Origin of the sequence: Neisseria sp. HMSC070F02 (assembly GCF_001814225.1) — a bacterium.
Classification (GTDB): Bacteria; Pseudomonadota; Gammaproteobacteria; order Burkholderiales; family Neisseriaceae; genus Neisseria; species Neisseria meningitidis.
The window spans coordinates 1-12,237 of record NZ_KV815404.1 but is presented as its reverse complement, the minus strand read 5'-3'; the positions used below and the strand labels follow the sequence as shown (position 1 = coordinate 12,237).

Here is a 12,237-nt window from a genome sequence, read left to right as displayed (position 1 = left end):
TCGGCGAAGTATTCGACGTGGCCGTCGATATGCGTAAAGACTCCCCCACTTTCGGCAAATGGGTAGGCGAGATTCTGTCCGCAGAAAACAAACGCCAACTGTGGGTACCCGAAGGTTTCGCACACGGCTTCTATGTACTGAGCGATGAAGCCGAGTTCGTCTATAAATGCACAGACTATTACAACCCCAAAGCCGAACACTCACTAATTTGGAATGATCCGACCGTCGGCATCGACTGGCCGCTTCAAACCGCGCCGAACCTGTCGCCTAAAGACTTGGCAGGCAAAGTATTGGCCGAAGCAGTCACGTTTTAAGACTATTCAGGCCGTCTGAAAGAATGTTCCTCTTTTCAGACGGCCTACAATCCATTAATAACAATAATCGACGAAAACGCATTGTGAAAAACGCCTACATCCCCTCTCGTGGCATCCGCAAAATCCCCCATCTCTTCACCCTATTGCCTGAGTTTCATATCTGCAAGGATGGGAAAGGAGCAGAGGCTGTTATCGGCTGGGGTTTGCGCCCGACGACACACAAAGCGCGTGCTTTTGCCGCTGAACACCAGCTTCCCTTTATTGCTTTGGAAGACGGCTTTTTACGCTCGCTTGGCCTGGGCGTTGCCGGCTATCCTCCCTATTCCATCGTCTATGACGACATCGGCATCTACTACGACACTACCCGCCCTTCTCGTTTGGAACAACTGATTCTTGCCGCCGATACCATGCCGTCTGAAACCTTGGCTCAGGCGCAGCAGGCGATGGATTTCATCCTGCAACACCACCTGTCCAAATACAACCACGCGCCCGAACTTTCAGACGATCATCCTTTACGCTCCCCATCCAAACCTGAAACCGTCCTCATTATCGACCAAACATTCGGCGATATGGCCATCCAATATGGCGGCGCAGACGCCTCTACGTTTGAACTGATGTTTCAGACGGCCTTAAATGAAAACCCGCAAGCCGATATTTGGGTCAAAACCCATCCCGATGTTTTGTGCGGCAAAAAACAAGGCTATCTGACCCAACTGGCGCAGCAACACCGCGTCAATCTTCTGGCAGAAGACATCAATCCGATTTCTTTGTTGCAAAACATCGATAAAGTTTATTGCGTTACCTCGCAAATGGGTTTTGAGGCGCTTTTGTGCGGCAAGCCGCTGACCACTTTCGGCCTGCCGTGGTATGCCGGATGGGGCGTGAGTGACGACCGCCATCCTAAAATCGACAGCCTTGTTCAAACCCAACGCCGCGCCCCCCGCAACTTGCTGCAGCTCTTCGCTGCAGCCTATCTGCAATACAGCCGCTACCTCAACCCCAATACCGGCGAAGCAGGCAGCCTCTTTGATGTCATCGACTATCTAGCGACGGTCAAACGCAAAAACGACAAATTGCGTGGCGAGTTGTATTGCGTTGGTATGTCTTTGTGGAAACGCGCGGTTGCCAAACCGTTCTTTAACGTACCCTCTTGCCGTCTGAAATTTATCTCTTCCACCCAAAAACTGGCAGGGGTCAAACTGTCCGACGATGCACGCATCCTTGCCTGGGGCAACGGCAAAGAGGCCATCGTCCGCTTTGCCGAACAACACCACATCCCCCTGCTGCGCATGGAAGACGGCTTTATCCGATCGGTCGGACTCGGCTCTAATTTAGTACCGCCACTGTCACTTGTTACCGACGATATGGGCATTTATTTCAATGCCGAAGCCCCATCCCGTCTTGAACACATCCTGCAAAACCAAAACTTCGACGATCAAGACTTTCAGACGGCCTTGAAGCTGCAAAAAATGCTGACCGAAAACCACATCAGTAAATACAACGTCGGCAGCTCAGACTTCACCGCCCCGTCAACCGACAAAACCGTGATCCTCGTTCCCGGCCAGGTTGAAGATGATGCGTCTATCCGCTACGGTTCGCCCCAAATCTACCGCAATCTGGATTTGCTCCGTACCGTACGCGAACGAAACCCCAATGCCTATATCATCTACAAACCGCATCCCGATGTAGTCAGCGGTAACCGCATCGGCCATATTTCCCCTGATGATGCTGCACGATATGCCGACCAAACCGCCGAACAAGCCGACATCCTGACCTGTCTCCAATACGCAGACGAAATACATACCATGACTTCGCTGACCGGTTTTGAAGCCTTGTTGCGCGGCAAAAAAGTCAGCTGCTACGGCCTGCCTTTCTATGCAGGTTGGGGGCTTACCCAAGATCTGCTCCCTATTCCGCGCCGCAGCCGCAGGCTTGAGCTTTGGCAGCTGGTTGCCGGCACGCTCATCTACTATCCCGACTACATCCACCCCAAAACCCATCAGGCCATCAATGCGGAAACTGCAGCCCAAATCCTGATACGACAAAAAAATATGCAAAAAAACAACAACGGATTACATCGCGGGTGCTTTGCCAAAAAATTAGGTAAAATCAAACAACTATATCGATCTTTCAAATAAATACCATCAAAGTTAACGATGCGTCATAAACTTGCCTCTATTGCGGCATCATTGCCTTTGCATCGTTAATTCTCTTGGCGTATGCTTGAAAGTTCAACCTAAAACTATTACATAAAAAACAAAACCACATTGCAACATGAAACAGACCGTCCTCAAAAATAACCTGCAAAACCTGCTTGAAAGCGCAGAAAATATCCTGCTGCTTCAAGGCCCTGTCGGCGATTTTTTTCTGCGCCTTGCCGACTGGCTGACTGCAAACGGCAAAACCGTACATAAATTCAACTTTAATGCAGGCGACGACTATTTTTATCCGCCCACTCAAGCGCATACCGTTGTTTTTAACGACAACTACGATGCCTTTCCTGAGTTTTTGCAAGAATACATCACTCAACATCACATCCAGGCCGTTGTCTGCTTTGGCGACACACGCCCTTATCACGTCATTGCAAAACGCATTGCAAACGAAAACCAAGCCAGTTTCTGGGCGTTTGAAGAAGGCTATTTCCGCCCCTACTACATCACCTTAGAAAAAGACGGCGTCAACGCATTTTCCCCGTTGCCACGCCGTGCCGACTTTTTTCTTGAACAATTCCCTAAGCTTGCCCAGCAAGAATATAAAGCGCCAACGCCGGTACGCGGCGGATTTACGCCCATGGCAAAAAACGCCATCCGTTACTATATCGAGTTGTTCCGCAATCTACGCAAATACCCCGACTACATCCACCACCGCGCACCCAATGCCGGCCATTACCTCAAACCGTGGTCGCTCTCCATCCTCAAGCGTTTGAACTACTATATTGAAGACATCCAAATCGCCAAACGTGTGGAAGCAGGCAAATACGGCAAGTTTTTTATTGTTCCCTTGCAGGTATTCAACGACAGCCAAGTCCGTATCCATTGCGACTTTCCCAGCGTCCGCAGCTTCCTGCTCCATGTTTTGAGTTCATTTGCCGAGCACGCGCCTGCCGATACCAACATCATCATCAAGCATCATCCGATGGACCGCGGTTTTATCGACTACTGGCGCGACATTAAACGCTTTATCAAAGAACACCCCGAACTCCAAGGCCGTGTGATTTATGTCCATGATGTCCCCCTGCCCGTTTTCCTGCGCCACGGTCTCGGCATGGTTACCATCAACAGCACCAGCGGCCTGTCCGGACTGATTCACAATATGCCAGTTAAGGTTCTCGGCCGTGCCTATTATGATATTCCCGGTATTACTGACCAAAATACCTTGGCAGAATTTTGGAATCATCCGACACCGCCTGACAAAGAGCTGTTCCATGCCTACCGAATGTACCACCTCAACGTGACCCAAATTAACGGCAACTTCTACAGTCAGGTCTTTTTTCCTAACAAAAAAACCTCCGACTCTTCCACTCCAGCAACCTGACTTAGCAAAAATAATTCAGGCCGTCTGAAAACATTTCAGACGGCCTGAAACAATCAATACCTTAGCTACTGCCATGTAAATAAAACACAAAAACCTGCATTTATCATTAACAATAAATTACAAAAACAGTATAATGACCGAGCTGCCATGAGCGCATACCGACTCAACCTGAGCCCTTTGTAACACACAAAATATGGATATATCCCTAGGCAAAACAATATAACAAGCCAAACATCCTAAAGATAAGCCGGCAAGGCAATACACTCTATAAAACTGTGCCGAGCAAAATTTTTACAAAGCCCTCAACCGGTATCGCCGCCCATATGCCGCAGCATCCGTCTTCCACTTTATATCCGCCCGCAAACCATGACCGCCGCTCCTGATATCCTCTACCGGCAAGCCGCCGCCCTTTTGGAACAATCCAATACCGCCCAAGCCCTGCCCCTGTTGCAACAGGCGGCAGAGCAAGGTTATGCGGAAGCTGCTTTCGTATTGGGCAACCATCTGCTGCAAAACGGCCAACCGGAGCAGGCACTTTCATGGTTGGAAGCCGCCGCGGCCCAACGCCATCCCAAAGCACTCTTCTCCCTGCTGCAACAACGCGAACACAACGGCACCCCGACCGGACAGCTTCTCAACGACTATGCCTGGCTGGGTGAGCAGGGGCACTCAGAAGCCCAATTAATCCTCATGCGTTACCACGCGCAACGCAACGATCCACAATCGCTCTACTGGGCGGAACTTGCTGCCGCCCGATATGCCGCACCTGCGTATTACCATCTGGCACGCCATCATCAACGCCAAGGCGACGTTGAAACAGCCATCGAACAATACGAAAAAGCGGCAGCACTCGGCGTAACTGCCGCCTGCTGGCAACTTGGTCAAATCTACTTCTACGGTACAGGTGTCAGCCCCAACCACGCACAAGCCGAACACTATCTCGAACCAGCCGCACAAGCCGGCCACATCGCCGCACAAACGCTGCTGGCTGACCTTCTTGCCGCCCAACGCAAACCTGAAGCCTTGGAATGGTATCGTCGTGCCGCCGATAAGGAACAAGCGGAAGCACAGTCTAAGCTGGCCCAATACGCCCTGACCGGCGAACTTTCCGAACGCGATCCGTTCCAAGCGGCACGATATGCCAAAGCCGCTGCCGAGAAAAACCATCCTGAAGCCCTGAAAATCATGGGCGACCTCTACCGCTACGGTCTCGGTATCAAAGCCGACAACCATATCGCGCAAGATTACTACCACCGTGCCGCCGCGCTGGGTTCTGCCGCCGCAGCACAAAAACTCATCAGCGACGCCGCGCTGTACCATCCGCAACAATACGAACAAATCAAAACTGCCGCCCTGCAACAACAACAAACCGAAACCATCTACCGTTTGGCGGAAGCACAAGCCTGCGCCATCGGCCGTCCCGCCGACTACAATGCCGCGCGAAAAAATTACATGGAAGCTGCCGGGTTCCACCATAAAAACGCAGCGGCAGCCTTAGGCCGCATCTACCATTACGGCCTCGGTACGGCGCAAGATCCTCGGGCGGCTGCACACTGGTACGCCATTGCTGCCGAACAAAACCACCCTTCCGCCCAATACCACCTCGCCTGTTTTTACTATCACGGGCAAGGTGTCGGCTGTCATGTTCCGACCGCCTGCTACTGGCTGCAGGCCGCCATCGGCAACGGCCACACTTCGGCCGAATCATTAATATCCCTATTAGAACAATGGCGACGCGAAGCACACCATGCCATCGGACAAAAGGCCGTCTGAAAAGATTTACACTCGCATTTTTTGACAATCTTTAACTATTCCCCTAATATTTGCCAGTTATTTTTCACGGACACGCCATTGTTTTCATTTCTTTCTGAAAACACCTTGTCCGCGCATCAATACCATGACACTCGGCGGATAACGCCAAGCGTTGAAACACACTACATCCGGAACAAAAACGGATGCTCGGAAAAATATTTCTAGGAGGTGAAACAACATGGAATGGGAATTCAACAGTTATTACACACTGATTGCCGCCACGCTCGTGTTGCTGGTTGGTAAATTTCTGGTTCAAAAAATCAAATTCTTACGAGACTTCAATATTCCCGAGCCGGTCGCTGGCGGTTTGGTTGCCGCGATTATCCTGTTTGCGCTGCACGAGGCGTACGGCGTGAGCTTCAAATTTGAGAAACCGCTGCAAAATGCGTTTATGCTGATTTTCTTCACGTCCATCGGCTTGAGCGCGGATTTTTCCCGTTTGAAGGCGGGCGGTTTGCCGCTGGTGGTTTTTACCGCGATTGTGGGCGGATTTATCTTGGTGCAAAACTTTGTCGGGGTCGGACTGGCTACGGCTTTGGGTTTGGACCCGCTCATCGGTCTGATTACCGGTTCGGTGTCGCTGACGGGCGGACACGGTACGTCAGGTGCGTGGGGACCTAATTTTGAAACGCAATACGGCTTGGTCGGCGCAACCGGTTTGGGTATTGCATCGGCTACTTTCGGGCTGGTGTTCGGCGGCCTGATCGGCGGGCCGGTTGCGCGCCGCCTGATCAACAAAATGGGCCGCAAACCGGTTGAAAACAAAAAACAGGATCAGGACGACAACGCGGACGACGTGTTCGAGCAGGCAAAACGCACCCGCCTGATTACGGCGGAATCTGCCGTTGAAACGCTTGCCATGTTTGCCGCGTGTTTGGCGTTTGCCGAGATTATGGACGGCTTCGACAAAGAATACCTGTTCGACCTGCCCAAATTCGTGTGGTGTCTGTTTGGCGGCGTGGTCATCCGCAACATCCTCACTGCCGCATTCAAGGTCAATATGTTCGACCGCGCCATCGATGTGTTCGGCAATGCTTCGCTTTCGCTTTTCTTGGCAATGGCGTTGCTGAATTTGAAACTGTGGGAGCTGACCGGTTTGGCGGGGCCTGTAACCGTGATTCTTGCCGTACAAACCGTGGTGATGGTTTTGTACGCGACTTTTGTTACCTATGTCTTTATGGGGCGCGACTATGATGCGGCAGTATTGGCTGCCGGCCATTGCGGTTTCGGCTTGGGTGCAACGCCGACGGCGGTGGCAAATATGCAGTCCGTCACGCATACTTTCGGCGCGTCGCATAAGGCGTTTTTGATTGTGCCTATGGTCGGCGCGTTCTTCGTCGATTTGATTAATGCCGCGATTCTCACCGGTTTTGTGAATTTCTTTAAAGGCTGATTTTCCGCCTTTCCGACAAAGCACCTGCAAGGTTTACCGCCTGCAGGTGCTTTTGCTATGATAGCCGCTATCGGTCTGCACCGTTTGGAAGGAACATCATGTATCGGAAACTCATTGCGCTGCCGTTTGCCCTGCTGCTTGCCGCTTGCGGCAGGGAAGAACCGCCCAAGGCATTGGAATGCGCCAACCCCGCCGTGTTGCAAGGCATACGCGGCAATATTCAGGAAACGCTCACGCAGGAAGCGCGTTCTTTCGCGCGCGAAGACGGCAGGCAGTTTGTCGATGCCGACAAAATTATCGCCGCCGCCTACGGTTTGGCGTTTTCTTTGGAACACGCTTCGGAAACGCAGGAAGGCGGGCGCACGTTCTGTATCGCCGATTTGAACATTACCGTGCCGTCTGAAACGCTTGCCGATGCCAAGGCAAACAGCCCCCTGCTGTACGGGGAAACCGCTTTGTCGGATATTGTGCGGCAGAAGACGGGCGGCAATGTCGAGTTTAAAGACGGCGTATTGACGGCAGCCGTCCGCTTCCTGCCCGTCAAAGACGGTCAGACGGCATTTGTCGACAACACGGTCGGTATGGCGGCGCAAACGCTGTCTGTCGCGTTGCTGCCTTACGGCGTGAAGAGCATCGTGATGATAGACGGCAAGGCGGTAAAAAAAGAAGACGCGGTCAGGATTTTGAGCGGAAAAGCCCGTGAAGAAGAACCGTCCAAACCCACGCCCGAAGACATTTTGGAACATAATGCCGCCGGAGGGGATGCAGACGTACCCCAAGCCGCAGAAGGCGCGCCCGAACCGGAAATCCTGCATCCTGACGACGGCGAGCGTGCCGATACCGTTACCGTATCACGGGGCGAAGTGGAAGAGGCGCGCGTACAAAACCAGCGTGCGGAATCCGAAATTACCAAACTTTGGGGAGGACTCGATACCGACGTGCAAAAAGAGTTGGTCGGCGAACAACGCAAGTGGGCGCAGGAAAAAATCAGCAACTGCCGACAAGCCGCCGCGCAGGCAGACCGGCAGGAATACGCCGAATACCTCAAGCTGCAATGCGACACGCGGATGACGCGCGAACGGATACAGTATCTTCGCGGCTATTCCATCGATTAGGGGCAAACCGATGAATACCGTCCCAAAAAGCAGGATTCCCGTCAAACCGCTGCCCGAAAAAACCACAGACGAAGCCAAAGTCGAAAAATGGCGGCAGCTCGGTGCGGAACACGGTTTGTCGGGCGAATGGGCAGTTGCCGCCAGATTGGGCGAAAACGGTTTTACCGAAGAACAGATGGAAAATATCGCCAACCTGTTCGGCAGATAAAGGGAAAATTGACGGAAATGCCGTCTGAAACCCTGTTATCGGTTTCAGACGGCATTTTGACCAATACGGTACGCAGGCGCAAAACAGCCGTCTTTTCCTGCGTTTCCTATGCTGATGTTTCAACACACAAGACGGCACATAAAGCGTTGCCCTATGTGCCGTCCTGATTCGGAAGGGGTTACGCCCCTCCCAAATATAGTGGATTAACAAAAACCAGTACGGCGTTGCCTCGCCCTAGCTCGAAGAGAACGATTCTCTAAAGGTGCTAAGCACCAAGTGAATCGGTTCCGTACTATCTGTACTGTCTGCGGCTTCGGTCGCCTTGTCCTGATTTTTGTTAATCCACTATAAATCGAGCCTAAAACAATGCCGTCTGAAACGGAAATCTGTTTCAGACGGCATTGTTACATTCAAACGGCGGGCCGTTTATTTGAATTTGTAGGTGTATTGCAGGCCGATGATGTCGGCGTGGTTTTTGAAACGTGCGGAAGACGCGCCTTTGCTGTCCACATCGTTGCCGCTTGCCTTCGCCGTGCGGTAGGTGGTGTCGTTGATGTGGATGTGGGTGTAGGCGGCATCGACGACGTGGTTTTTGCCGATATGGTATTTCATACCGGCGGAGAACCAGATGCGGTTGCCGTCGGGCAGGCTGTTCATGCGGTAGTCGGCGTTGCGGACGGGCGATTTGTCAAAAGCGATGCCGGCGCGCAGTTGCAGCGGTTCGCTGATTTGATAAGAACCGCCGAAGCCGACTTTGTAGGTGTTGCGCCAGTTGGGGGTGATGGTGGTGCGGTCGGATTTGCCTTTGACGACGGTTTTTTCTTTTTCAAAAACCAGTTCCGCCTTATCGAAGCGGCTGTGGCGCGTCCAAGTTACGTCGCCGAACAGGTCGGCTTTATCGGACACTTTGTACATACCGTGTACGGACAAAGACTCAGGCGTAACGATTTTAACGCGGGCTTTTTCATTCGCCGTGTAGCCGTTTGCTGCAAGCATCGTACTCCACATTGCTTTCGCCGCCGCGCCGTCTGCCGCCCATTCGGCATCGCCTTTGAGCGTGTGCGAGACTTTGGAACGGTAGTTCACGCCCACGCGCGCGCGGTCGTTGATGTCCCACATCCACGCCAGTTGGTAGCCGAAGCCCCAATCGCTGCCTTTGACATCGGCGTGTCCGTCGGCCTGAATTTTTGCAGCTTCGGCTGCACCGTTAGGTTTGGGCGGTTTTGCCGTCAATATCTCTGCTTTACTCTTAATCCCCCAGTCGGCATATTTGCGCAGCTCGGCGGAAGTATGTTGGGCGATGATGCCTGCGCCGAAGGAATGGCGTTCGTTGAGTTTCCACGCGGCGACAGGTTCGACGGCGATGCTGGTCAGACCGAGTTTGTTGATGTTGTGGCGCAACACGGAATCTTTTTCGTATTCGGTGGCAGAACCGAAGGGGACGTACACGCCCAAGCCTACGGTCAGATTGTCGTTGACTTTGTATGCGCCGTAGATGTGGGGCGCAACCGTGGTTTTGGTGATTTTGCCGTTTTTCGAACCTTGGACGGGAAGCCCGGTAAAGTCGGTGGCGGAATCCGCCTCATAATGAATGCTGGGCAGCACGATGTTGGCGTTGACGGAAATCTGGCTGCTGTCGAGTTTGGTCAGGCCGGCAGGGTTGTAGAAGATGGTCGATGCGTCGGCGGCTTCTGCGGCGGCGGCATTTGCCGTGCTTTGCGCGTTGACCGACTGTGTGCCGAAGTGGTAGCCGGAGGCTTGTGCGGATGCGGCGGCAAAGGCAGTGCCGAGCAGTAGGACGGTTTTTTTCAGTGCGGAAGGGGTCATTTCGGTTTCCGTAAAAAGGCGGACGGTGGATAAATATAGTGGATTAAATTTAAATCAGGACAAGGCGACGAAGCCGCAGACAGTACAGATAGTACGGCAAGGCAACGCCGTACTGGTTTAAATTTAATCCACTATAAAAAAGGCAGTCGGAAATGCCTTGTTTCGCTTTAGTATAGGTACTCGATTTTATCCGATGTTGCCGGATTTGCACAATTTTTTCAGAGTTTGCCCGAACCGCCGCGCCGCCGCAAAAAATGCCGTCTGAAGCCTCGGGCATCGACTTCAGACGGCATTTTCCACTCAGGGCGGATTATTTGACGCGCAGCACTTCCAGCGTATTGGTCGAACCGGATTCGCGCATTTGCGAGCCGCTGGTAATGATGTATTGGTCGCCGGAATGCAGGATGTTGTGTTCCACCAGCATGGTTTCGACTTCGTTTAACGCCGTGTCGTGGTCGGTGCTGGTTGCCAAAATCAGCGGGCGCACGCCCCGGTACATCGCCATACGGCGTTGGGCGGAAACGCTCGGGGTCAGCGCGAAAATCGGCAGGGTGATGTTGTGGCGGCTGATTTCAAAGGCGGTCGAACCGCTTTCGGTCAGGGCGACGATGGCTTTGGCGTGAACCGCGCGCGCCACGCTGACCGCACCGCCGGCAACCGCCAGGTTGGTGCTGACCGCTTCGGGATACTCGACCTGTTCGGCAACGCCGTTGAGCGAATCCTGCTCTTTTTCCGCAGCCGCGCAGATAATCGCCATTTGGCTGACGGTTTCAAACGGATACGCGCCGACGGCGGTTTCGGCGGAACACATCACCGCATCGGTACCGTCCAATACCGCGTTTGCCACATCGCTGACTTCCGCGCGGGTCGGTACGGGGTTGGTAATCATCGATTCCATCATTTGCGTCGCCGTAATGCTGAAGCGGCGCAACTCGCGGGCGCGGCGGATCATCCGTTTTTGCAGGGCGGGGACGGCGGCGTGTCCGACTTCGACCGCCAAGTCGCCGCGCGCAACCATAATGCCGTCGCCGGCGAGGATGATTTCGTCCAAGTTTTCAATCGCTTCTACGCGTTCGATTTTGGAAACCAAACCGGGGCGCACGGCCGTGCTGCCTTTCATTTCTTCTTCGACTTTGGCGCGCGCGATATGCAAATCTTCGGCGGATTTCACAAAGCTGATGGCGAGGTAGTCGCAACCGATGGCAATCGCGGTTTTCAGGTCGCGGAAGTCTTTTTCGGTCAACGCGCCTGCGGACAGACCGCCGCCGCGTTTGTTGATGCCCTTGTTGCTTTTCAGGACGTGGCTGTTTTCCACCCTTGTGATAATCCTGCTGCCTTCGACGGATTCCACGGTCAGGGTCAGCAGGCCGTCGTCCAGCCACAAGACATCGCCTGCGGCAACGTCATCGGGCAGGTCGCGGTAGTCCAAACCGACCGCCTCGCGCGTGCCTTCGCCTTCAAGCGCGGCATCCAGTAGCAGCGTTTCGCCTTTGTTCAATTCGATGCCGCCGCCGGCGATTTTGCCCACGCGGATTTTCGGCCCTTGCAGGTCGGCAATGATGGCGATTTCCTGTCCGGCGCGTTTTGCCGCTTCGCGCACGATGCGGGCGTTTTCCTGATGGAATTCGGGCGTGCCGTGGCTGAAGTTGAAGCGGACGACGTTCAGGCCGCCGACGCGGATCATATCTTCCAACAGTTCGACGTTGTTGCTGCCCGGCCCAAGGGTGGCGACGATTTTGGTGTTGTGGCTGATGCGGGTCAGATCGCGGCTTGTCTGGTTCATATGAAAGTCCTTTTGGTCTCAATCGGGTGTTTTGCGGTATTTTGTTACAAAATTACAGAAATTTGGAACCGGTTTGATGTCCATTTGATGAACGCGGCGGAATATTCTGTAAAAATATGATTTAAATTAATAGTTTGATATTTTACCTGCAAACCGCCTTTTTTGGTGCAAAATTACACGGTTTTATGACTTAGGCTAAATTTATTTTTGGGACTGTCCTAGGGCGTGTCCCTAATTTGAATAAGCCCAAA

Annotated in this window: 10 protein-coding genes; 8 read left to right on the top strand and 2 right to left on the bottom strand. The window is 53.1% G+C overall.

What is annotated here, in order from left to right:
• The 8 genes from rfbC to HMPREF2959_RS11990 all read left to right on the top strand — a co-directional run.
• Positions 1–314, top strand: a 314-nt coding sequence (gene rfbC, locus HMPREF2959_RS04475; protein ID WP_070696440.1) for a dTDP-4-dehydrorhamnose 3,5-epimerase, incomplete at its 5' end; no start/stop codon positions are given.
• 23 nt (positions 315–337) lie between these two features.
• On the top strand, positions 338–2,452 hold the full coding sequence (locus HMPREF2959_RS04470; protein WP_002243182.1) for a capsular polysaccharide biosynthesis protein: 2,115 nt from the start codon (positions 338–340) through the stop codon (positions 2,450–2,452).
• 136 nt (positions 2,453–2,588) lie between these two features.
• Positions 2,589–3,848, top strand: a complete 1,260-nt coding sequence (locus tag HMPREF2959_RS04465) for a capsule biosynthesis protein (RefSeq protein ID WP_002243183.1) — start codon at positions 2,589–2,591, stop codon at positions 3,846–3,848.
• 366 nt (positions 3,849–4,214) lie between these two features.
• Positions 4,215–5,621, top strand: a complete 1,407-nt coding sequence (locus HMPREF2959_RS04460) for an SEL1-like repeat protein (RefSeq protein ID WP_002224757.1) — start codon at positions 4,215–4,217, stop codon at positions 5,619–5,621.
• 217 nt (positions 5,622–5,838) lie between these two features.
• Positions 5,839–7,053, top strand: a complete 1,215-nt coding sequence (gene gltS, locus HMPREF2959_RS04455) for a sodium/glutamate symporter (RefSeq protein WP_002216198.1) — start codon at positions 5,839–5,841, stop codon at positions 7,051–7,053.
• Between the two features lie 98 nt (positions 7,054–7,151).
• Entirely contained in the window at positions 7,152–8,168 is a 1,017-nt protein-coding gene (locus HMPREF2959_RS04450) for a lysozyme inhibitor LprI family protein (RefSeq protein ID WP_002216199.1), read from the top strand.
• A 10-nt stretch (positions 8,169–8,178) separates the two neighbouring features.
• A complete protein-coding gene (locus tag HMPREF2959_RS04445; protein ID WP_002225930.1) occupies positions 8,179–8,376 on the top strand; it encodes a hypothetical protein in 198 nt (65 codons plus the stop codon).
• A gap of 17 nt (positions 8,377–8,393) precedes the next feature.
• Entirely contained in the window at positions 8,394–8,543 is a 150-nt protein-coding gene (locus HMPREF2959_RS11990) for a hypothetical protein (RefSeq protein ID WP_017201169.1), read from the top strand.
• Between the two features lie 259 nt (positions 8,544–8,802).
• Here the strand turns inward: HMPREF2959_RS11990 and HMPREF2959_RS04435 are convergent, their stop codons facing one another.
• Positions 8,803–10,203 (bottom strand): OmpP1/FadL family transporter, encoded by a 1,401-nt coding sequence (locus HMPREF2959_RS04435; RefSeq protein WP_002243184.1) that lies wholly within the window; start codon positions 10,201–10,203, stop codon positions 8,803–8,805.
• A gap of 310 nt (positions 10,204–10,513) precedes the next feature.
• Entirely contained in the window at positions 10,514–11,986 is a 1,473-nt protein-coding gene (pyk, locus tag HMPREF2959_RS04430) for a pyruvate kinase (RefSeq protein WP_002220131.1), read from the bottom strand.
• Between the last annotated feature and the right edge of the window lie 251 nt (positions 11,987–12,237).

What these genes read in the sequence shown, in the direction of transcription:
- HMPREF2959_RS04435 (WP_002243184.1), bottom strand. Translation starts at nt 10,203, where the DNA reads ATGACCCCTTCCGCACTGAAAAAAACCGTCCTACTGCTCGGCACTGCC.
- HMPREF2959_RS04445 (WP_002225930.1), top strand. Translation starts at nt 8,179, where the DNA reads ATGAATACCGTCCCAAAAAGCAGGATTCCCGTCAAACCGCTGCCCGAA.
- pyk (WP_002220131.1), bottom strand. Translation starts at nt 11,986, where the DNA reads ATGAACCAGACAAGCCGCGATCTGACCCGCATCAGCCACAACACCAAA.
- HMPREF2959_RS11990 (WP_017201169.1), top strand. Translation starts at nt 8,394, where the DNA reads ATGCCGTCTGAAACCCTGTTATCGGTTTCAGACGGCATTTTGACCAAT.
- HMPREF2959_RS04460 (WP_002224757.1), top strand. Translation starts at nt 4,215, where the DNA reads ATGACCGCCGCTCCTGATATCCTCTACCGGCAAGCCGCCGCCCTTTTG.
- HMPREF2959_RS04450 (WP_002216199.1), top strand. Translation starts at nt 7,152, where the DNA reads ATGTATCGGAAACTCATTGCGCTGCCGTTTGCCCTGCTGCTTGCCGCT.
- gltS (WP_002216198.1), top strand. Translation starts at nt 5,839, where the DNA reads ATGGAATGGGAATTCAACAGTTATTACACACTGATTGCCGCCACGCTC.
- HMPREF2959_RS04465 (WP_002243183.1), top strand. Translation starts at nt 2,589, where the DNA reads ATGAAACAGACCGTCCTCAAAAATAACCTGCAAAACCTGCTTGAAAGC.
- HMPREF2959_RS04470 (WP_002243182.1), top strand. Translation starts at nt 338, where the DNA reads ATGTTCCTCTTTTCAGACGGCCTACAATCCATTAATAACAATAATCGA.